Annotated in this window: 23 protein-coding genes, 1 pseudogene and 1 riboswitch; of the genes and pseudogenes, 11 read left to right on the top strand and 13 right to left on the bottom strand. The window is 44.5% G+C overall.

Features of this window, described 5'->3' with window-relative positions:
* Window positions 1-109 precede the first annotated feature (109 nt).
* Window positions 110-239, bottom strand: a riboswitch (SAM riboswitch).
* 355 nt (window positions 240-594) lie between these two features.
* Window positions 595-2,166 carry a phosphoenolpyruvate carboxykinase (ATP) gene (gene pckA, locus ACI35L_RS14785; RefSeq protein ID WP_439803191.1) on the top strand — a complete coding sequence of 524 codons (1,572 nt, stop codon included), beginning with the start codon at window positions 595-597 and terminating at the stop codon, window positions 2,164-2,166.
* Between the two features lie 61 nt (window positions 2,167-2,227).
* On the opposite strand, the pseudogene ACI35L_RS14780 reads toward pckA, so the two are convergent.
* The 5 genes and pseudogenes from ACI35L_RS14780 to ACI35L_RS14760 all read right to left on the bottom strand — a co-directional run bounded on the left by ACI35L_RS14780 (window position 2,228) and on the right by ACI35L_RS14760 (window position 4,451).
* Window positions 2,228-2,734, bottom strand: a pseudogene (locus ACI35L_RS14780) (nucleotidyltransferase family protein).
* A gap of 52 nt (window positions 2,735-2,786) precedes the next feature.
* Window positions 2,787-3,020, bottom strand: coding sequence for a hypothetical protein (locus ACI35L_RS14775; protein WP_439803186.1), 234 nt, complete (start codon window positions 3,018-3,020; stop codon window positions 2,787-2,789).
* Between the two features lie 48 nt (window positions 3,021-3,068).
* The gene (locus ACI35L_RS14770; protein WP_439803185.1) at window positions 3,069-3,365 is read right to left on the bottom strand and encodes a hypothetical protein; all 297 of its coding nucleotides are present in this window, start codon (window positions 3,363-3,365) and stop codon (window positions 3,069-3,071) included.
* Window positions 3,366-3,441: 76 nt separating this feature from the next.
* A complete protein-coding gene (locus ACI35L_RS14765; protein ID WP_049669802.1) occupies window positions 3,442-3,684 on the bottom strand; it encodes a DUF2584 domain-containing protein in 243 nt (80 codons plus the stop codon).
* Between the two features lie 23 nt (window positions 3,685-3,707).
* Window positions 3,708-4,451, bottom strand: coding sequence for an alpha/beta hydrolase family protein (locus tag ACI35L_RS14760; RefSeq protein ID WP_082197236.1), 744 nt, complete (start codon window positions 4,449-4,451; stop codon window positions 3,708-3,710).
* A gap of 190 nt (window positions 4,452-4,641) precedes the next feature.
* Between ACI35L_RS14760 and ACI35L_RS14755 the strand changes: the two genes are divergently transcribed.
* From ACI35L_RS14755 to ACI35L_RS14745, 3 genes are read left to right on the top strand one after another with little or no spacing between them, the layout of a single operon-like run.
* Entirely contained in the window at window positions 4,642-5,655 is a 1,014-nt protein-coding gene (locus tag ACI35L_RS14755) for an ABC transporter substrate-binding protein (RefSeq protein ID WP_439803184.1), read from the top strand.
* A 19-nt stretch (window positions 5,656-5,674) separates the two neighbouring features.
* Window positions 5,675-6,439 (top strand): ABC transporter ATP-binding protein, encoded by a 765-nt coding sequence (locus tag ACI35L_RS14750; RefSeq protein WP_049669799.1) that lies wholly within the window; start codon window positions 5,675-5,677, stop codon window positions 6,437-6,439.
* Window positions 6,432-7,244 carry an ABC transporter permease gene (locus ACI35L_RS14745; protein ID WP_049669798.1) on the top strand — a complete coding sequence of 271 codons (813 nt, stop codon included), beginning with the start codon at window positions 6,432-6,434 and terminating at the stop codon, window positions 7,242-7,244. The genes ACI35L_RS14750 and ACI35L_RS14745 overlap by 8 nt, the downstream gene beginning before the upstream one ends.
* On the opposite strand, the gene ytkD is transcribed toward ACI35L_RS14745, so the two are convergent.
* Window positions 7,222-7,704 carry an RNA deprotection pyrophosphohydrolase gene (ytkD, locus tag ACI35L_RS14740; protein ID WP_049669797.1) on the bottom strand — a complete coding sequence of 161 codons (483 nt, stop codon included), beginning with the start codon at window positions 7,702-7,704 and terminating at the stop codon, window positions 7,222-7,224. The genes ACI35L_RS14745 and ytkD overlap by 23 nt on opposite strands.
* 191 nt (window positions 7,705-7,895) lie before the next feature.
* On the opposite strand from ytkD, the gene ACI35L_RS14735 reads away from it, so the two are divergent.
* Window positions 7,896-8,138, top strand: coding sequence for a DUF6154 family protein (locus ACI35L_RS14735; RefSeq protein ID WP_439803183.1), 243 nt, complete (start codon window positions 7,896-7,898; stop codon window positions 8,136-8,138).
* Window positions 8,139-8,244: 106 nt separating this feature from the next.
* Window positions 8,245-8,409 (top strand): YtzI protein, encoded by a 165-nt coding sequence (ytzI, locus tag ACI35L_RS14730; protein WP_231589472.1) that lies wholly within the window; start codon window positions 8,245-8,247, stop codon window positions 8,407-8,409.
* Between the two features lie 29 nt (window positions 8,410-8,438).
* Here ytzI and ACI35L_RS14725 read toward each other — a convergent pair whose 3' ends face one another.
* Window positions 8,439-8,912: an S-ribosylhomocysteine lyase gene (locus ACI35L_RS14725; RefSeq protein WP_049669795.1), complete on the bottom strand. Its 474-nt coding sequence runs from the start codon at window positions 8,910-8,912 to the stop codon at window positions 8,439-8,441.
* A gap of 136 nt (window positions 8,913-9,048) precedes the next feature.
* Between ACI35L_RS14725 and yidD the strand changes: the two genes are divergently transcribed.
* From yidD to ACI35L_RS14705, 4 genes are all read left to right on the top strand, one after another.
* Entirely contained in the window at window positions 9,049-9,288 is a 240-nt protein-coding gene (gene yidD / locus ACI35L_RS14720) for a membrane protein insertion efficiency factor YidD (RefSeq protein WP_049669794.1), read from the top strand.
* 115 nt (window positions 9,289-9,403) lie between these two features.
* Window positions 9,404-10,363, top strand: a complete 960-nt coding sequence (locus ACI35L_RS14715; protein WP_049669793.1) for a metal ABC transporter solute-binding protein, Zn/Mn family — start codon at window positions 9,404-9,406, stop codon at window positions 10,361-10,363.
* A 105-nt stretch (window positions 10,364-10,468) separates the two neighbouring features.
* Window positions 10,469-10,636: a DUF1540 domain-containing protein gene (locus ACI35L_RS14710; RefSeq protein ID WP_231589471.1), complete on the top strand. Its 168-nt coding sequence runs from the start codon at window positions 10,469-10,471 to the stop codon at window positions 10,634-10,636.
* Between the two features lie 130 nt (window positions 10,637-10,766).
* Window positions 10,767-11,522 carry a sporulation protein gene (locus ACI35L_RS14705; RefSeq protein ID WP_049669792.1) on the top strand — a complete coding sequence of 252 codons (756 nt, stop codon included), beginning with the start codon at window positions 10,767-10,769 and terminating at the stop codon, window positions 11,520-11,522.
* Window positions 11,523-11,620: 98 nt separating this feature from the next.
* Here ACI35L_RS14705 and ACI35L_RS14700 read toward each other — a convergent pair whose 3' ends face one another.
* From ACI35L_RS14700 to ACI35L_RS14675, 6 genes are all read right to left on the bottom strand, one after another.
* Window positions 11,621-11,752, bottom strand: coding sequence for a hypothetical protein (locus ACI35L_RS14700; protein WP_269431770.1), 132 nt, complete (start codon window positions 11,750-11,752; stop codon window positions 11,621-11,623).
* A gap of 86 nt (window positions 11,753-11,838) precedes the next feature.
* Window positions 11,839-13,290, bottom strand: a complete 1,452-nt coding sequence (locus ACI35L_RS14695; RefSeq protein ID WP_049672767.1) for an o-succinylbenzoate--CoA ligase — start codon at window positions 13,288-13,290, stop codon at window positions 11,839-11,841.
* A 72-nt stretch (window positions 13,291-13,362) separates the two neighbouring features.
* A complete protein-coding gene (gene menB, locus ACI35L_RS14690) occupies window positions 13,363-14,181 on the bottom strand; it encodes a 1,4-dihydroxy-2-naphthoyl-CoA synthase (RefSeq protein WP_439803190.1) in 819 nt (272 codons plus the stop codon).
* The gene (menH, locus tag ACI35L_RS14685) at window positions 14,171-15,007 is read right to left on the bottom strand and encodes a 2-succinyl-6-hydroxy-2,4-cyclohexadiene-1-carboxylate synthase (RefSeq protein ID WP_439803182.1); all 837 of its coding nucleotides are present in this window, start codon (window positions 15,005-15,007) and stop codon (window positions 14,171-14,173) included. The genes menB and menH overlap by 11 nt, the downstream gene beginning before the upstream one ends.
* Window positions 14,997-16,751: a 2-succinyl-5-enolpyruvyl-6-hydroxy-3-cyclohexene-1-carboxylic-acid synthase gene (gene menD / locus ACI35L_RS14680; RefSeq protein WP_049669790.1), complete on the bottom strand. Its 1,755-nt coding sequence runs from the start codon at window positions 16,749-16,751 to the stop codon at window positions 14,997-14,999. Before menD ends, menH begins: the two co-directional genes overlap by 11 nt.
* The gene (locus tag ACI35L_RS14675; RefSeq protein ID WP_049669789.1) at window positions 16,748-18,157 is read right to left on the bottom strand and encodes an isochorismate synthase; all 1,410 of its coding nucleotides are present in this window, start codon (window positions 18,155-18,157) and stop codon (window positions 16,748-16,750) included. Before ACI35L_RS14675 ends, menD begins: the two co-directional genes overlap by 4 nt.
* A gap of 315 nt (window positions 18,158-18,472) precedes the next feature.
* Here ACI35L_RS14675 and ACI35L_RS14670 point away from each other — a divergent pair, with 315 nt between their 5' ends.
* On the top strand, window positions 18,473-19,408 hold the full coding sequence (locus ACI35L_RS14670) for a 1,4-dihydroxy-2-naphthoate polyprenyltransferase (protein ID WP_049669788.1): 936 nt from the start codon (window positions 18,473-18,475) through the stop codon (window positions 19,406-19,408).
* The last annotated feature ends 31 nt before the right edge of the window (window positions 19,409-19,439 follow it).

The raw sequence follows: 19,439 nt of genomic DNA, 5'->3' as shown, positions 1-19,439 counted from the left end.
TTAAGTACTTATCTATACGGTTACTCATTATCTTTAGTCATGTCCTGAATGCACAAAAAAAGACCTTCCTAAAGAGGAAAGGTCTATATCTCACGAAATTCGCCTTTCACTCTCATCGTTCAAGGCTTCTATTAGCCTTGCATCAAGTTAGCACCTTTGCGTGAACCTAATAGCGGTTCAAACTGCAGGTTGCCCCGGCTTCATAGAGCTTTGTTCCCTCCACCGAGTCTTGATAAGAGTATCCGTTTCAAAGTTAAATCTTAACTTACTATACTATGAACTGTCAATATATGTGCAGGATATATTTGTATGGGTTTCAAAGCCCCTCAACTGTCGCAATTTTATGAATAAATTGATATAATATATTGTGAACAAGTTAACAATATTAGTAATAGGAAATATTAAAAGCCGAATCAATCCTGTATGGCTAAGGAAGTGAGCAGCAGCTAAGGATGTGGAACGGTTGTTTAATATTTTTTATTTATCTAATCGTTAATTAGTATGTTTAATTTACACAAATATGTTATACTATTTTTCATACAAGAGACAAATACATTAATTGGAAGAGGATGATTTCTTATGAGCCATGTTGAAATGTCCAATGAGTTGAAGCAACTGCTATCTAATGAGAATATGCACATCCAGTTATCCGTTCCTCAATTGGTTGAGAAAGTATTAGCACGAAATGAAGGGATTTTGACATCCACTGGTGCTATCAAGGCAGAAACAGGCAAGTATACCGGTCGATCTCCAAAAGATAAATATATTGTCGAGGAAGCTTCCTCAAAGGATAAAATTGACTGGGGAAGCGTAAATAAACCCATCTCGGAGGAAGCATTCGCGAACCTGTATGAGAAGGTCATCAGCTACTTGAATAAGCAGGATGAACTTTTCGTCTTTAATGGCTACGCAGGTGCAGATAAAGAATACCGCTTACCTATCCAAGTAATCAATGAATATGCTTGGCATAATCTGTTTGTACATCAGCTGTTCATCCGCCCGACAGCGGAAGAACTAAAAACCCATAGCTCAGAATTCACGATTATTTGTGCGCCTGGATTTAAGGCAGACCCGAAAGTTGACGGTACGAGATCCGAAACCTTCATTATCGTTTCATTCGAGAAGAAAGTCGTCTTAATCGGCGGTACAGAATATGCCGGGGAAATGAAGAAATCCGTCTTTTCCATCATGAACTACTTGCTTCCTGAGAAAGACGTATTCTCCATGCACTGTTCAGCCAATGTTGGACAGGAAGGGGATGTTGCCCTATTCTTTGGTCTTTCCGGTACAGGCAAGACAACCTTATCAGCAGATCCGAGCCGCCGCTTGATTGGTGATGATGAACACGGCTGGTCTCCAAGCGGTGTCTTTAATATCGAAGGGGGCTGCTATGCAAAGTGCATAAACTTATCTCATGAGAAAGAGCCGCAAATCTTCGATGCCATTCGATTCGGTTCTGTCCTTGAGAATGTAATGGTTGATGATAAGACTCGCATTGCTGACTATGACAATGGTTTCTTAACGGAAAACACACGGGCTGCTTACCCAATCGATGCCATCGACAACATCGTCAAACCAAGTGTGGCTGGGCACCCGACAACCATTATCTTTTTGACAGCTGATGCATTCGGTGTGCTGCCTCCTATCAGCAAGCTGACAAAGGAACAAGCCATGTATCATTTCTTGAGCGGCTACACGAGCAAACTAGCTGGAACAGAACGCGGCATTACTGCACCAGAGGCAACCTTCTCAACCTGTTTCGGTTCACCATTCCTTCCGCTTCAGCCTACCCGCTATGCGGAGATGCTTGGCAAGAACATCGAGGAGCATAATGTCCAGGTATACTTGGTCAATACAGGATGGACAGGCGGCGAATATGGCACAGGCAGCCGTATGAAGCTCTCATACACCCGCTTGATGGTACAGGCAGCCCTTGAGGGTGAACTAAGCAATGTTGAAACCGTTCAAGACAGTGTATTCGGCCTACATATCCCGCTTCATGTCCCTGGCGTACCCGATGTCGTATTGCAGCCAAATAAAACATGGGCAGATCAAGAGGCCTACTATAAGAAAGCTCATGAGCTTGCAGCCAAGTTCCGTGAGAATTTCTTGTCATTTGATCATATCGACACAAATATCGTCATTAAAGGCGGTCCAATTGCTTAAAGAAATAGCAAAAGTGGAGAAATCAATTATGATTTCTCCACTTTTTTTGTATGTACACCATTCAATTCTTCTCAACGAGCGGCCACTTCTTCAGCCAGTTCTTTATCGCTATTCTCTTTTCATATAGATCCAGCCGCTCGGCTGTCTCTGTAAAAAACGGAGTCGGCCGTATCTTCATCGCAAGGAGGTCATGCACGCCTCATGGTGCACATAATTGAAGATCTCCATGTTCATCCAGCTTTACGCCGACTGCACTTGCCGTTTCGGGGAATTTAGAGATAGCATCACTAGTTGAAGTATACGGAGGAATCTGATTGACCATATGCATCCTTGCTTCATTCTTGACGGACCACGGCCTGCCCGGCAGGAGCCTCTCTAACTTCCGCTCTAAAACCTTTTCCACTCTCTCATCTGTCTCGCTCTCATCGAAGTAGATAAAGTCTATATCTGGAAGCGGCGTTCTCTTTGTATACCCATGTAAGACATCCCATACCTTTGTACGGACAAAACCGGCACAAATCGACCAATCTGATTTATGCAAAGATTGGGCTGCTTCCAAGGTCTCCATCATCCAACGGTCTTGTTGAATGACTTTAAGGATATCTGCTTCATTCTTCAATCTACATCCCGCCTCTCATTTCATTCACCGCTCTTAAACAATATCTCTTAATATCCGCCAATTCATCTTTATTTACAGGCAATTGAGCTTTCTCACAGAAGGAAACAAAGTCAGAGCAAGCTTTCATAATTTCCGCCTCAAACACCCCTTTCGGAATACGCTCACTTACTATTTCAGTCTGTTCAACAGACAGGACAAAGCCCTCTTCATCTGTTTCATACTGATAATCCAACACCTTTAATTGGCAGTCCTGCTCATTTAGCAGAATAAAGAAATCCGTTGATTAATCCAGAAAAATAATATTTGCCCCTCCATCTTTCTCATAATCCTTGAACCGAATCAAGGTCTCACACGTCGTCAAGAGAGAGGTCGTAGCATAGCTCATACCGCCAAACCGCTCTCCTCGAATCCAGAAAGATATCTCTCCGTCCAAAAAACTATCATCCACTTGTGTCTTCAAATTACGGAGGGCCGCCTCCTTACAGCCTGATTCCAAGATACTTATCAGAGACAGCTGACTAACCGTGTCATCACGGTGAAATTCATAATCATACACAAAAATACCAATCTGAAAATCCATTCTGTCTCCCCCTTTATCGCTAGGAAAATCAAAAAAGGCACACAGTGCATATGCCTTCTGTCTGCCTTTTAGCTTCTTAGTTGCTGGAATTTAAGGAGATAAGCTGATAGGTTATCGTTGTCTTAGCGTTCTCCCATTCTACCTTCTTGATCAATGCTGTTCCTCTTGTGTCTCCTTCAAGCGTTGTCCGAATTTCAATCGGAATATCAATTGGATATAATCGATATCCATCCTTTTGTAATGTGAAGAGATTTTCCTGAACACGCTTCTCATTAGATTTCGTCACAATGAGGGTATTCATCTCCATTGGCATGCCCACATTATTCAACTCCCTCGTTTGATCTACTTATTTACCATCGTACCATTGGAAGCCGTTTCTTTCATCCATTTCGTCAGATCACGTACAATTTGACGGTTTATTTCCGGTGGAAAGTAATGGGTAAATCCGGGAAAATACCATGTTTCCACTTCTTTACCTGCCTCTCTCAACCGCTCCTCAAGCATCACTGCATGCTGAATGGAGACATTCTTATCTTCCTCGCCATGAATAATCAGTACCTTACAAGCGATTCTCTCTATCTCATAGAGAGGCGTACGTGCTTTATAGGCAGCCGGATACTTCATCGGGCTTCCCCCAATGACCCGCTTGAGCATTCTTCGAAGATCAATCCGCTCCTTATAAGTAAGCACCATATCTGATACTCCTCCCCACGTGACAAGGGAGGCAGCCTCCGGACAGCCAATAGCTGCCCAAAGAGCCATAATTCCTCCTCGTGAGAAACCAAATAGGTGAATCCGCTCTGGATTAACCATTGGATGCCTCTTCAATAATTCAAAGCCGGCAATCGCATCAAAGCGGTCCTCCAAAGCAAAATCCTCATCTCCCTCCCCTCCCTGATTCCCTCGGTAAAAGGGAGCGAACACAACAAATCCCTGAGAGGCGAACTGGATGATTCTGCTCGGTCTGACGGTGCCGACATTCTTGATCCCGCCTCGCAGGTATAGAAAACCATCATGTATTCCAGCATCCTTTGGTTCTGCCAACAGTCCTTTCACCGTCAAGCCATTCGAGAGATAGGTCACCATATATAAAGAAATCCTTGGATGCGGGGAAGGGTATCGTGTTTTTTTGACGATTTGTCCAAGCTTAGAGGATGTTTGTTCCACTCTTCCTCACTCCTTTCATTTATAGGCAATCACACATTTTTTCCGGTATACATACAATGCAAGTATTAAACCAACGGCATACATATTGCCCGTTAAGGAGGAATTTCCCTTGAAGAACAAGCTTAAAACCAGCCTATTCTGCTTGTTATCGTTCGTTCTTCTCTTTAGTTTAGCTGCCTGCAAAGACAGCGGGGATGATAAAGAGAAAGCATTGAAACCAGTCCGCGTGGCAGAGGTAACCCGCTCCATTTTCTACGCTCCGCAATATGTCGCCCTTGAGAAAGGCTTCTTTACAAAAGAAGGCCTTAAAGTCGACCTGCAGACTACCTGGGGCGGTGATAAAACCATGACAGCCCTATTATCAGGAGGAGCTGATGTCGCGCTAGTCGGCTCAGAGACATCCATCTATGTGCATGCCCAAGAATCACGAGATCCGGTCATTAATTTTGCCCAGCTTACCCAAACAGACGGCACCTTTTTAATCTCAAGAAAAGAAATCAAGGATTTCAACTGGGATATGCTGAAGGACAGTACCTTCTTAGGCCAGCGAAAAGGCGGGATGCCGCAAATGGTCGGCGAGTTCGTATTGAAGAAGCATGGAATCGACCCACAGAAGGACTTGGATTTAATCCAGAATATCGACTTTGCCAATATCGCGAGTGCCTTCTCATCAGGTACAGGTGAATTCGTCCAGCTATTCGAACCCCAGGCAAGCATGTTCGAGAAAGAAGGCAAAGGGTATATCGTTGCCTCATTCGGCCAAGAATCAGGCCATATTCCTTATACCACCTTCATGGCTAAACAGAGTTATATAAAAGATAACCAAGATACGATTGAAAAATTCACACGGGCCATCTATAAAGCTCAACAATGGGTGCAAGAAACTGATTCAGCTGAGGTCGCCAAGATTATTTCACCTTATTTCGAGGACACCGATACATCCATCATCACTTTAGCGGTTGAGCGTTATAAGGCGCAGGAATCGTTTGCCCTCGATCCCATCCTTGATAAGGAAGAATGGGCAAATCTTCAGGATATCATGAAGGAAGCTGGAGAAATCGAATCACAAATTGACCACCAAACATTAGTGGATACCTCCTTCGCCGAAGAGGTCTCCAAATAACAAAGGAGAATATAGCACTATGCCTTTACTCCAAATTAAAAATGTCTCACACCTCTATTTATCCAAAAATGAAGCTGCAGCTGCACTTGAAGACATTACGTTAAGCGTCGAGAAGGGAGAATTCATTTCTCTTCTCGGCCCAAGCGGCTGCGGTAAAACTACCTTGCTCTCCATTGTTTCGGGTCTGATGAAGCCTACAGAGGGCTCAGTAACCATCTCAGGCCATAATGTCTTAGAGAGCCGAGAGGATATTGGCTACATGCTTCAGCAGGATTATCTCTTTCCATGGAAGACTATTAAGGAAAATATCCTGATTGGTCCTAAGCTGTTAAAGAAGCTAGACGATGAGCATGAGGCCAGTGCCCTTTCTTTACTCGAGCAAATCGGGCTCGGCGATGTGTTAGGGAAATTCCCACGCGAGCTTTCAGGCGGTATGCGGCAGCGGGTCGCACTCGTACGTACACTCGCCACAAATCCGACTCTTTTATTACTCGACGAACCCTTCTCTGCTCTTGACTTCCAAACAAAGCTGAAATTAGAGGACCTGGTCTCATCAACCTTAAAGTCATTTGGGAAAACAGCGATTCTCGTCACCCATGATATCGGGGAGGCCGTTGCCATGAGCGACCGTATTTTCCTGCTTTCACCCCATCCCGGCAAAATTCATAAGGAATTTATTGTCCCGGAGGAAGTAAGGAATCTCTCCCCATTCACAGCCAGGAATCACCCGGATTACAATGAAGTATTCCAAGCCATCTGGAAGGAGATGGAGCAATATGCCTGATGAACAGAAAGTGCAAGCCCTTCATCGCGGCTATCTCCAGCAATTGAAGAAATCACAGCGCCAAGTATGGGGCTACCAAGGAATACTATTCGTACTCTTCTTTGCTCTATGGGAGACGGCGAGCCGTCTTCTCTGGATTGATCCGCTTCTTTTCTCTGCTCCATCAAAAGTCGTCAAAATGCTGATTGAAAAGATTCAGGATGGGAGTCTGGCTATTCATTCCGGTCTCACCTTATTTGAAACGGTTGTCAGCTTCATTCTCGGCACACTGCTTGGCACGATGCTGGCTGCTGCACTCTGGTGGTCACCGCTTCTCTCCAAGGTTCTGGACCCGTATCTTGTTATCTTTAATGCGATGCCAAAGGTCGCTCTCGGTCCCATTATAATCGTGGCTATGGGCCCGGGTATGACATCTATCATCGCAAACGGGATTATCATCTCTGTCATTATCACAACCATTGTCGTGTATACGAGCTTTAGAGAGATTGATCCGAATTATATAAAGGTGCTGCAAACCTTTAAGGCTGGGCGGGGCCGTATCTTTATGGAAGCTGTCCTCCCCTATTCCCTGCCAGTTATCATATCTACGCTAAAGGTCAATGTCGGCCTTGCCTGGGTCGGCGTCATTGTAGGAGAATTCCTGGTCAGCTCCGAGGGACTCGGATATTTAATCATCTACGGGTTCCAGGTTTTTAATTTCACCCTTGTGCTCATGGCCTTGCTTGTCATCGCGGTCTTTGCCACCGTTATGTATAAATTCGTTGAATTTCTGGAATCAAAGCTTATTCGTGACCAGCATCATTGATTGCAGCTAATCGGTCCAATGCATAGGGAACAACTTTGTCTTTCATGATAAAGCTATAGTCAGAGCTTGTTTGATAATTGTCCGGCAATCGATCAACTAAGAGGGGGCCGTCCGTTTCCATATAGCTTCCTTTATCCTCCAGCCGGACAATATCTGCATAGTAAACCGCCTTAATGATAGACGATGGCTCACTCTCCACCTTATATTCACCAAGAGGGATCATATCTCCCGCGATTCCCCCTGTTTCTTCATTCACTTCACGCACTGCTGCCTGAACAGGGGTTTCATTTTCTTCAACCTTTCCTCCTGGAAACTCAATTCCTCGCTTTGGATGCTTCGTCAGCAGCCACTTGCCTTGATAGGAACAAATGACTAATACATGGGCTGCCGCTTGCCCGAATAAACCTTGCTTATCATTCCACTGCACTTGATTATCATAATAATCATAAAACCTCTTCATCTCATACCACCTCCTCATCAAGAGTGTTCTTTCCTGCTTTTCCTACATAAAATTATAGCATTCCATCGGGATTCCCCCTTATTCGACGCATACATTTACAATATTTCTTGTTTTTCAAGAGTAGACTTATTCATGTTGGGGTAAACAAATACTATATGGATAGAGAAAATAATTGGAAAGGAGTTTAAAGAATGAATTTCATTGATGAACTATACCAGCTGTACCGTGATAAGCTGACCGGGGATGATGAAGACATCGATGTATTGGCCCTTGCCGTTTTAGAGCAATTAGACCGCAATGATGTTCTGCAATTGATTTCAGAGCTTGAGGATCGTGAACTATATAATTTAATGGGGCTTTATTTAACTGACAGCCTGAAGAGGCGCTTTGCGAATGATACATTCGACCAAGACCCTTCAAAATTTCTCCATTGATTGGCATGCATACATAGCCGAACCTTCCTGACTAAAGGAGGTTTTTTTTCGTTGTTCTCAAAAAATGTTATACTAGCCTTATCTGCGTCTTTTAGGAGGATAATGAATGGGAATGATGTACATCGTATTTCTCGTAAGTGCCATTATTATCGTAGCCGTAATCGCTGTTACGGCCATGGTCACCACCAAAGCATATGGATACAAACATACAATTGACCCCATCGAGAATAACCCTAACATCCAAGAAAAAAGGCCTTCTGAGGAAAAATAAAAAAGGAGGAATCACTCCTCCTTTAAAAATCAGGCAAATACTTGCTTCAATTCTTCCTTTGATTGTTTGAGCCAGAAATTCATTAATTTCTTTGCGCCCTCAAGATCATGCAATTTAGCCTGACCGCATTGTTTCTCGTTAGCGGCTGGAATCTCGGTAATCTCCACCGCTTCCTTCATCGTTTTATCAAGGACATCAATGATTTCCTCAACCGTCGGCTCCCCGCTCACCACAAGATAAAACCCGGTCTGGCATCCCATTGGCGAGATATCGATAATATCGAAATGCGTGTAATCCTCCGCATACTTACGGATATTAAAGGCAAGCAAATGTTCTAATGTATGAATCGCATCCGGCTTCATCGCCTGCTTATTTGGCTGGCAGAAACGAATATCAAACTTATTGACAACACCGTCGCTCCCTACCTTATGAACACCGCAATGACGTACATAGGGGGCTTTTACCGCATTATGGTCCAATTCAAAGCTTTCTACAGATGGCATATGATGATGACCTCCTTTTTTACTCCTTTCATTCTACCTCTTCCCTGACTATATTTCATCTCTAAAATTTGATGTTTCAAGCAAAAAACTTTATCATATGGTGGAACAAATCAAAAAATGAAAGAAGTTATTAAACATGAAAAAGATTCTTTTGAAGATCATTCATTTTTACCGAGTCGGCATCTCCCCCCTGAAACCGCCAAGCTGCCGTTTCTACCCAACCTGCTCCACTTATGGGCTGGAGGCAATAGAACGTTTTGGCGCATTGAAAGGAACTTGGCTGACGATTAAACGGATATCAAAATGTCATCCATTCCATCCAGGCGGATTTGACCCCGTCCCTGAGAAAAAAACAAAGGATGATAAAAACACTTGATTTATCAAAAAAACCACTGTATGATAGCCATATGTCAAATCGAAATCGTTTCGATTTATTTTTATGCCATTTAAATCGTAATCAGTACGATTAAGATAAAAAGGAGGCTATAGCTTTGCGTAAGCTAACATTTGCATTTGCACTAATTCTTACAGTATCCGTCTTCTTAGCTGGCTGCGGTTCATCCTCATCCGAAACTAAAAAAGACGATTCTGCATTAACAATCTACACCACCGTTTACCCGCTCCAATATTTTACTGAGCAGATTGGCGGCGAATATGTGAATGTCAGCTCTATCTATCCAGCCGGAGTAGATGAGCATACCTTTGAACCGACTCAAAAGGACATCATTAATATCGCAGAAGCTGACCTATTCTATTATATCGGCTATAACCTCGAGGGCTTCGTCACAAGCGCTGAGAAAACCTTAAAGAACGAAGATGTAGAGATGGTTGCCATTGGCGAGGATGTTCATATCGAGGAGGAGGACCATGACCACGAGGAAGAGGGCCATGACCACGAGGAAGAAGCAGACGATGGACACGATCATGGCTCCGTAGACCCGCACCTTTGGATAGACCCGGTCTATGCAAAGGAAATGGCGGAACTAATCAAGGATTCCCTTTCTGAGAAGCTCCCAGAGCAAAGTGGTGTATTCGAAGAAAACTATCAGACTTTAGCCAAGAAACTGGACAATTTGAATGAAGAATTTGCTGCAGCTACTACAAACGCCAAGCACTCAGAATTCTTGGTTTCCCATGCAGCATTTGGTTATTGGGCAGAGCGATACGGCCTTGATCAAATCAGTGTCTCTGGTATTTCCACATCAGAGGAGCCAAGCCAAAAATCCTTGCAAAATCTTGTGGATACAGCTGAAGATCATGATTTAACCTATATTCTCGTCGAGCAGAATGTCAGCAGCAAATTGACAGATGTCATCAAAAATGAGGCTGATTTGACATCTCTCCCGATTCATAATTTAGCTACACTGACACAGGATGATCTCAATGACAATCGTGATTATTTCTCTATCATGGAAGATAATCTCAAGTCATTAAAGACAGCTTTAAATTAAACAGAAGCGGAAGCTAGGTGCTTCCGCTTTTTTGATGTTTTGTCCAGTTTTTTCTGCTCATAAAACTTCTCTCCGGCCGCATCCTAATGCCAAAGGAGGAGATTGATGATGCCAAATGGAGTCAAATGTTCCGTGGATTCATGCCATTTTTGGAAGGCAGGCAATAAATGCGCAGCCGAAAAGATTCAAGTGAATACCTATTCCGAGGAGCGTGCTTATAAAAGCGGCGATACCGGTTGTAAGACATTCCGTCCATCAAATGATATCCTTTAAATTCAAGGGGCTTCTTTCAGAGAGGCCTCTTTTTATAATGAAAACAGGACATTTTAACTAGTATTAAGACAAGGAAGATTATATAATAAATTCAAAATATATACTTTTTCAAAAAGGGAGAAGTTGAGTGATGCTAAATAAGATGCTGAGTTCGATTGGGATTGGAGCTGCCAAGGTCGATACGCAATTGTATCAAACAAGTTATACAGTTGGGGAAGAACTAGCCGGTAAGATTGTCATCAAAGGGGGAAAAACGGAACAGCAGATTGACCGCCTCTATTTGTCGCTAATGGCTACGTACGAGGTGGAGAAGGATGACCATAAATACACTCAGAAAGCTGAGATCGAAAAGTATCAATTATCTGAAGCGTTTCTCATACAGCCAGATGAAGTAAAGGAGATTCCTTTCTCCTTTCAGCTGCCGTTCGATGTTCCAATCACCAAGGGAAGAACGCGGGCATGGATTCAGACAGGATTAGATATTAAAAATGCCGTTGACCCTCAGGACCAGGATTATATCGACATCAACCCGCATCCGCTCGTCCTTGAATTCCTGCAGACTGTTAATCAATTAGGGTTCCGTCTGCGCGAGGTCGAATGCAAAAAGGCATCCGCATCCGTTCGGAAGCGATTCCCATTCGTGCAGGAATTTGAGTTTAAACCAATCAGCGGTGAATTCCGCTCCAAGCTTGATGAACTAGAGGCCATCTTTTATGTTTCAAGAGATGAAATTGAAGTACTTTTGCAGATTGACAGAAGAGCAAGAGGCTTTGGCATCTTTGAGGGACTCGGTCTTGATGAGAGCTTTGTACGATTTACGTATGACAAAGGGGACTTACCGTCACTCAGCAGCCGGTTGACGAATCTGATCCGTCAGCATAGCTAACCATAATGATTCACCATTAGGCTCATCTATCTGCGGGAGGATGAGTCTTTTTATTTCTGATACAAAAAATGAAAGCGCCTTCAATAAGGCGCTCTCATTCATTTAATTTCCTTTAATAAGGTTGCCACTTCTTTTTCAGCAATGTTGGTAATCGCGGTTATCACTGATAATGGAAGTCCGCGCCGCAATAGAATCTCAGCAATCAAATATTGCTTTTTCGAACGAGCCATTTTCTCCCCGCCTTCTCAAGTCTTTTTTATTATTATACTGGAAATCAAGACTGAAAAGAATAAGTCCTTCACCTAATTTTCTGAATTCACAGGAAATATTTAGTTAATTCCTTTCGTACAAGCTTATTTGAAGCATTGCGGGGAAGCTCGTTCATAACAATAAAATGCTTGGGAATCTTGTACTTGGCAAGCCTTTCCGTGCAGAATTGAAGGATTTCCTCCTTATTGAATACAGCCCCTTCCTGCAATACAAGAGCAGCACCTGGTACGGCACCCCATACGTCATCATTTAGTCCTATTACACCTGCTTCTTTGACAACGGGATGAGCACTTAACACAGATTCAACCTCTGCTGGATACACATTCTCCCCGCCGGAGATAATTAAATCAGAACGGCGGTCAAGCATGTATAAATAGCCCTCCTCATCCAAATAGCCAAGGTCACCTGTATGGAACCAGCCGCCAGCAAATGACTCTTTCCCTCTGTCATGAAGATAACCCGGCGTCACATTCGGCCCTTTAACCCGAATTTCTCCAGGTTCATGTGGGTCTGCTTCCCGGCCATCCTTCCAAATGGAAATCTCACACGGGAATAAAGGCTTACCGGCAGAACCAAGCTTCCTTAAAGCATCCTCCGGGGCAAGAGTCGCAATCTGAGAGGAGGTCTCCGTCATCCCATATGTCTGGAATACTCGGATGTTCTTTTCTGCCGTACGTTCAAGCAATGGCATAGGTGCCGGTCCCCCGCCTAAGAGCATGCCATAAAAGGATGCAGGATATTCAGCCTCGTTCAAATCATCCAGCATACGGCTCAGCATCGTAGACACAATTGACATAATGGTCACACCTTCAGTCAAAATCTCCTGATTCGCAAGCTTCGGGTCAAAATGCCTGTGAAGGACAACTGCACTGCCATAGATGACGGAACGCAGCAGAATAGATAACCCGCTGATATGAAATAACGGCATCGCACACAACCATTTGTCATTCTCTCTAAGTCCGAGATTAAGCATGGATCCGAAAGCACTGGATAGGTGGTTGCCATAGGTTTGCCTAACAGCCTTTGCCTTTCCCGTTGTCCCGGATGTATACATAATGGTCGCTGTTTCATTGAGATTCATTTCTTTGATAATAGGAAAAGGCTGCGGCTCCGTCTCCCTTAACGTGTTCAACGCAATGATGCTGGTCTCGCTTTCCGTTTCCCTATCTGTAATCAGGAAGGCTGCATCTGCATCCTGGAGCTGCCACTCACGCTCATGGTCGGTCAACCTTCCATTCAGCAGAAGCGTTTGAGTGCCAATCAGCATTAGACCATGAATAATAAAAACCATCTCAGCACTATTATTCATTTGGATGGCCACGCACTGTCCGCGCATGATGCCCAATCCCGTCAGCCTTTTGGCATATAAGAGAGACATATTTTTAAGCTCCTCAAAGGTCCAGACACTCCCCTCAAAGAACAAGGCAGCTCTGTTCGGAGTCAAAGATGCACGTTGGCTGAGAAATTGCGGTATTGATGATTTTCCTTGTATAAACATATCCTCACCTTTTTCAATCTGCAAAAATGGAAACAGCCTGACGAAATGACACGTCAAGCTGTTTGTATAAAATCAAGGGAATCTTGGGAATTGGCCAAAGTCTGGTTTCCGTTTCTCCTTAAAGGCATCTCGTCCTTCTTTTGCTTCATCCGTTGTGTAGTAAAGCAAGGTTGCATCTCCTGCTAATTGCTGTAAGCCTGCAAGACCGTCTGTATCTGCATTGAAGGATGCTTTAAGGAATCGAAGAGCAGTTGGACTCTTCTCAAGCATGATTTCGCACCACTCTACTGTTTCCTTTTCTAATTCTTCAAGAGGCACTACTTTGTTGACAAGCCCCATTTCAAGCGCTTCCTGTGCATCATATTGTCGGCATAGGTACCAGATTTCCTTCGCTTTCTTATGTCCGACGATTCGTGCCAAGTAGCCTGCACCATAGCCGGCATCAAAGCTTCCGACATTCGGGCCAGTTTGGCCGAAGCGAGCGTTTTCTGCCGCGATTGTTAAGTCACAGACCACATGCAGTACATGTCCGCCGCCGATTGCATAGCCGGCAACCATGGCCACGACCGGTTTTGGAATAACACGAATCAAACGTTGAAGATCCAGCACGTTCAAGCGAGGGATTTCGTCATCACCGACATATCCGCCATGTCCTCTGACCTTTTGGTCTCCGCCTGAACAGAAGGCTAAGTCTCCAGCTCCTGTAAGAATAATAACCCCAATTTCTTTATCATCGCGGGCACGAGAGAAAGCATCAATCAGCTCCATCACCGTTTTAGGTGTGAATGCATTTCTGACCTCAGGCCTGTTGATTGTAATTTTGGCAATCCCATTATATTTTTCATAGAGAATTTCATCGTATGTACGAATTGGAACCCATTCAATCGCCATCATATTTCCTCCTTTTTAAATAGTCAACTACTATTCTACCAAATTCCGCCGGTTTCTCCACGTGAATTGCATGACCGGCACCCTCAATTATCGAAATTTGTGGAAAAGGCAGCGCATCGGCCATTTGTTTAGCTATGCGCACGAATTTCGAGTCAAGCTCGCCAGCAAGAAGCTGAACGGGCATTTGCAGCCCCGCCAGCTCTCCCCAGCAGGAAGGCTGAGATCCAGTTCCCATTCCCAGCAGACTTCCGGCTAGACCTGCTGCCCTTTGGGATACCCGCTCTTCCCTCACTCGGTCCTTTATTTCTTTTGGCAATGTCTCTTGTGTAGCAAAGAGAGGAATCCGGCTCCATTCATCCGCAAACCTCTCTACGCCTATCTCTTCAATCCTGGCAGCCAATGCAGCATCCTTCTTTCGACGGTCCTCCTGCTCAATGGCAGAAGGAAGACCTGGAGAGGAACTCTCAAGGGTGAGACTCATCACATATTCTGGGAAACGGACAGCAAACCCAAGTGCCAACCTTCCTCCCATCGAATAACCAAGCACATGCACTCTAGTCAGACCAAGATCATCGAGGATTGCTCTTAAATCATCCGCTGCCTCCTCCATCCTGTATCTCTCATGACAATTAGGCGCACTTGTTTTCCCATGACCGAGCAGGTCCACCGCAATGAAGCGGTACATATCCTTGTACGTTTCCATAAGTTCGTCCCATGTATGGCTGCTTCCAGTAAAGCCATGGAGCAGCAGTACCGGTTCACCTATCCCAATTATCCGGATATGATAAGTGCTACCGTTGATTGGAATGAAACGCTCAATCAACATGATGCAGCACTCTTATTTCCCGGGAAACACCTTTCACCAATTCCCGATAGGCATCTACATCATGTTGTCGATTTGTCTTCATCTCTACAATGCGGAAATCTGGACTTTCCGACCAGCTGTGAAGGGCTTCATCTACTTCCTCCCATGTCGCTGGACAAACATAGCCGGCACCATATAAAGCAGCCGTATGTTCAAAGCTCAGCCCATGAGGAGTGCCAAATAGTTCTTCAAAGTGCCGTTCCTCCTCTGCCTGCGGCAAGAAGGAGAATATGCCTCCCCCGTCATTATTGATGACAAGTACGAGAAGGTTTAATCCATACATCTTTGCGGCAAGAAACCCATTCATATCATGGAAAAAACTTAAATCTCCAAGAGTCAGCACCGTAGGCCTATCTGATGATGCAGCAATACCAAGAGCCGTGGAAACTGTTCCATCAATTCCATTGGCACCCCTATTGGCAAAAATACGGATCTCTTTATGAGAATCATGGAAGAACGTATCTACATTTCTTATCGGCATGCTGTTTCCCACCACTAAATTCGCTCCATGCGGCAGTAAGCTGTTAAGCTTAGCGAAAAGCTTGCCCTCCTGAATAACTGTCTCATCATGTATGTAATGAAGCTGCTGTTTTACGGCCTGGTCTGTATCTTTCCACATTGAATGCCACTCTAGATTGAAATCAAACTCCAGTTCAGCTGAGATTTGTTCACAAAAAGCCCTTTCATCACAATACAGCATATGTGTACCCATTCCTGTCGGTTCTCGCCATCCTAAACCGCCATCAATAACAAGGTGATTAACCCGCTCCATTGCCTTAATAAATAAGAGCAGCGGCTTAGAAACCGGCATAGAACCAAACCGGATAATTAAATCCGGTTTCAGAAGCTCGAATAAAGACGAATCCTTCAAGAAAGTGTCATAGGTTTCAATTATTTCTTCAGAACCCTCACTGCTTCCTCTAAGCTGTGATAAAGGATCGGCAATAATCGGAAAACCGGTTTTTCTTGAAAGTTGGAAGACCGCATGATCAAATCCGGGCTGATCTATTGATCCGCAAATAATCAGTCCACGCTTAGACTGTTTAATGACTTCTAGGCAATCAGCGAACTGTGCAGCCGTGAGCATCGCACTCCCCTGCCGAACATCAATGCTTGCCCGACTCTCTTCGCTTGCTCTTACCCATTTCTTCATCTCTGATAAATTTGGAATCAGCGGTTCACGAAGCGGAATATTGATATGAACTGGCCCAGCCGGTGCGAGAGCCGCAGTACCAGCTGCCCGAGCCGCAACAGTCCTTGCATAATGGAGCATTGATACTGCTGAATCAGGAAGGGACATTTCTACAAACCATTTCACATGCTGTCCGTATAAATGAAGCTGATCAATGGCCTGGGGAGCACCTATCTCTCTTAATTCATGCGGCCTGTCTGCCGTAAGAACAATCAATGGCACCCTTGCATAATGGGCTTCGACAATAGCTGGATAATAATTGGCTGCGGCTGTTCCTGACGTACATAAAATTGCGACAGGGCTCCTTTTCTCCTTGGCCATGCCAAGTGCGAAAAAAGCAGCAGAACGTTCATCAATATTTACATGAACACGCATCTCTTCATGCTCTGCCATACAGTAAGCAACCGGAGTAGACCTTGAGCCGGGGCTAATGACTACATCCCTGACACCGCAGGCAGTCAATTCATCAACAAAGGATGCAATATAGGCTGTTAAAACCTCTTGATGTTTCATAACGTTAATCCTCCTAAAGCATTGAGCATCGGCTTAAATTTCACTCTCGTTTCCGTGAACTCGCTCTCTGGGTCTGAGCCTTCGACAATCCCGCAGCCTGCAAATAGGCAAGCTTGATTCCCCTTCAAAAGACCAGAGCGGATACCAACGGCGAAATCTCCGTTTCCTTCCCTATCCATCCATCCAACAGGAGCAGAGTAAAATCCTCGATCCATCTCCTCATACTCACCTATCTTCTGCAGTGCCACCTTCCTCGGTGATCCGCCGAGCGCTGGTGTTGGATGCAATAATTCCACAAAATCCAAGATTGAAGACTTCGGCAGTGCTGTTCCTTTAACAGGTGTGTAAAGATGCTGGATGTTCGCCAGCTTCATAAGAATCGGTTCCTGTGGAATATGCAAATCGAGACACTGCTCTTCCATTGCCTTCCTCATCATGCTGACGACGAATTCATGCTCAGACCGATTCTTCTCATCATTCAATAGCTCCATTCCTAAGCGTTCATCTGAATGAACATCACTGCCCCTTTTCGTAGAACCAGCTAAACAGGCGGAGAATACTTGTTTACCCTCTTTCTTGATCAGGCGCTCAGGTGAGGCCCCAAGAAAGCAAGAGCTGCCGGACTCTAATCCAAAGATAAAGCTTGCCGGCTGCTGTTCCGTTAAATTCTGAAGGACTGTCCCGCTCGGTACTGCTCCTTCAAAGTGAAGATCTAATTCACGTGCAAGGACAATCTTGTCCATTAGCCCTGCGCGAATATCCTCCACAGACTGTTCAATTGACTTCTTCCAGCGCCCTGCATTCTTCTCTTCAAATTGAGAGACAGCAGGAATAGAAGCTCCCATTAATGGAGGCAGCGATAAAAGCTGTTCTCTTTCTCTTAGAAATTCTTCTATCATATGGTCCTCACAGTCATCTGTGATTAATTTTGTCGAAGTAAGAAAAACTCCATGAGCACTTTCAGTCAGCAAAAAACGAGGCAAGTAAAATAGATAATCTTCGAGGTCCTCCCACAAACCACTGGAGGCCTTCTCTCCCTCCACAAAGGAAAAACCGCCAAATAAGAGCGGTCCTGTAGCCGCCTCATGTAAGCCGGTATTCATCGATGCTTTGCTCAAAAGCGCTTCCCATTGCTCACGAACTTGGGTAAAACGGTTCCTGCCAATACGGTCAGGCTTGAGCTTTGCAGCAATCCCCATTCCGCAAAGAGCAAGATCACCTGCAGAATCTCTCCAATAAAAGCGTTCTCCTTTATATGAATGACCGCTAGTTTGATAGATTTGCAATGGTTTCATAGCGGCCACAGCTTCCACATGACTAAAAAGGACAGCCTTCTTCGTCTGCCTCACAGTCTTCATTGTTTCAGCCAATCGATGTTTCATATCTGTTATTTGCTGTATTGCCATTCAAATCCCCCCCGGTCCTGTATCCATAAGCTTTCTTAAAGATACACCCGCACATTTTAACCTGTCAATTTTTGTATAACAGGATGATTTGCTTTTCATTTCTACTAAGAAAAGCCCTTCCATCCAAAAGAGAACAGACGCTATAAAAACATTGACACTTCCCCCGCCGTTTCTCTACACTATTTTTAGTATATTATAGTGGATGGGGTAATGCTTCAAATATGAACTATTAGATTAAATGGAATTTATAATTAGTTTATCATGTTTCCTTGCCATCGTTCCCTAGTTATTTTTAGCGTAAAGGAGTTTACCATTATGGAACATCTCTCGACCAAAACCGAGAAGATTCACTACCGAAAGAAAGACTGGCGTGTATGGTGGAAATTAACGAGACCTCATACTTTAACAGCCGGCTTCACGCCAGTATTAGTCGGAACAGCCCTGGCCCATCAGCATGTTGAATCTCTTCACTGGGGGCTATTTTTCGCGATGCTGGCAGCCGCCCTGCTCATCCAAATCGCGACCAATCTGTTCAATGAATATTACGATTTCAAGCGCGGCCTTGATACGGAGGAATCCATTGGAATCGGCGGCGGCATCGTTCGGGAAGGAATTTCTCCAAAAGCCATTCTGACTTTGGCTTTATCCTTATACGGAATTTCCATCCTGCTAGGAGCCTATATTTGCGCCAACAGCAGCTGGTGGCTTGTCGTAATTGGCCTTTTATCCATGTCTATGGGCTATTTCTATACCGGCGGGCCATTCCCAATTGCCTACACGCCACTAGGCGAGCTGACATCAGGCTTTTTCATGGGCGCGTTAATCATCATCATCTCCTTCTTCATACAAGTTGGAGCCGTTACGTATGATGCTTGGCTGATTACGGTGCCATTCTTCTTAACAGTCGGGGCTATTATGCTGTCCAATAATATCCGTGATCGTATCGGAGACCAAAAAGGCGGCCGCAGGACAATTGCCATCTTAATTGGTCATGACAAGGCAGTCATTCTCTTAGCCTCCATGTTTGTCATCTCCTATATTTGGGCATTTGTCTTAATTGCTCTCGGGATAACCTCTGCATGGACATTGCTCGTTCTTCTCAGTATTCCAAAGGCAGTGAAGGCAGTCAAAGGCTTTAAGGGTAAACTGGCTCCGCATGAGATGATGCCCGCGATGAAAGCAACCGGCCAAACCAACACCTTCTATGGCCTTTTGTTCGCACTTGGCATGCTGATTGGCTTCATCTTATAGCCGACATACAAGAAAGATCTCCTCATATAGG

The organism is Pradoshia sp., assembly GCF_051873915.1.
In the GTDB taxonomy this organism is placed as follows: domain Bacteria; phylum Bacillota; class Bacilli; order Bacillales; family Pradoshiaceae; genus Pradoshia.
This window is presented reverse-complemented; position numbering and strand designations above follow the sequence as displayed.

What these genes read in the sequence shown, in the direction of transcription:
- pckA (WP_439803191.1), top strand. Translation starts at nt 595, where the DNA reads ATGTCCAATGAGTTGAAGCAACTGCTATCTAATGAGAATATGCACATC.
- ACI35L_RS14770 (WP_439803185.1), bottom strand. Translation starts at nt 3,365, where the DNA reads ATGGATTTTCAGATTGGTATTTTTGTGTATGATTATGAATTTCACCGT.
- ACI35L_RS14760 (WP_082197236.1), bottom strand. Translation starts at nt 4,451, where the DNA reads ATGGTGACCTATCTCTCGAATGGCTTGACGGTGAAAGGACTGTTGGCA.
- ACI35L_RS14750 (WP_049669799.1), top strand. Translation starts at nt 5,675, where the DNA reads ATGCCTTTACTCCAAATTAAAAATGTCTCACACCTCTATTTATCCAAA.
- ACI35L_RS14745 (WP_049669798.1), top strand. Translation starts at nt 6,432, where the DNA reads ATGCCTGATGAACAGAAAGTGCAAGCCCTTCATCGCGGCTATCTCCAG.
- ytkD (WP_049669797.1), bottom strand. Translation starts at nt 7,704, where the DNA reads ATGAAGAGGTTTTATGATTATTATGATAATCAAGTGCAGTGGAATGAT.
- ACI35L_RS14735 (WP_439803183.1), top strand. Translation starts at nt 7,896, where the DNA reads ATGAATTTCATTGATGAACTATACCAGCTGTACCGTGATAAGCTGACC.
- ytzI (WP_231589472.1), top strand. Translation starts at nt 8,245, where the DNA reads ATGGGAATGATGTACATCGTATTTCTCGTAAGTGCCATTATTATCGTA.
- ACI35L_RS14725 (WP_049669795.1), bottom strand. Translation starts at nt 8,912, where the DNA reads ATGCCATCTGTAGAAAGCTTTGAATTGGACCATAATGCGGTAAAAGCC.
- yidD (WP_049669794.1), top strand. Translation starts at nt 9,049, where the DNA reads ATGAAAAAGATTCTTTTGAAGATCATTCATTTTTACCGAGTCGGCATC.
- ACI35L_RS14710 (WP_231589471.1), top strand. Translation starts at nt 10,469, where the DNA reads ATGATGCCAAATGGAGTCAAATGTTCCGTGGATTCATGCCATTTTTGG.
- ACI35L_RS14705 (WP_049669792.1), top strand. Translation starts at nt 10,767, where the DNA reads ATGCTAAATAAGATGCTGAGTTCGATTGGGATTGGAGCTGCCAAGGTC.
- ACI35L_RS14700 (WP_269431770.1), bottom strand. Translation starts at nt 11,752, where the DNA reads ATGGCTCGTTCGAAAAAGCAATATTTGATTGCTGAGATTCTATTGCGG.
- ACI35L_RS14695 (WP_049672767.1), bottom strand. Translation starts at nt 13,290, where the DNA reads ATGTTTATACAAGGAAAATCATCAATACCGCAATTTCTCAGCCAACGT.
- menB (WP_439803190.1), bottom strand. Translation starts at nt 14,181, where the DNA reads ATGGCGATTGAATGGGTTCCAATTCGTACATACGATGAAATTCTCTAT.
- menH (WP_439803182.1), bottom strand. Translation starts at nt 15,007, where the DNA reads ATGTTGATTGAGCGTTTCATTCCAATCAACGGTAGCACTTATCATATC.
- menD (WP_049669790.1), bottom strand. Translation starts at nt 16,751, where the DNA reads ATGAAACATCAAGAGGTTTTAACAGCCTATATTGCATCCTTTGTTGAT.
- ACI35L_RS14675 (WP_049669789.1), bottom strand. Translation starts at nt 18,157, where the DNA reads ATGGCAATACAGCAAATAACAGATATGAAACATCGATTGGCTGAAACA.
- ACI35L_RS14670 (WP_049669788.1), top strand. Translation starts at nt 18,473, where the DNA reads ATGGAACATCTCTCGACCAAAACCGAGAAGATTCACTACCGAAAGAAA.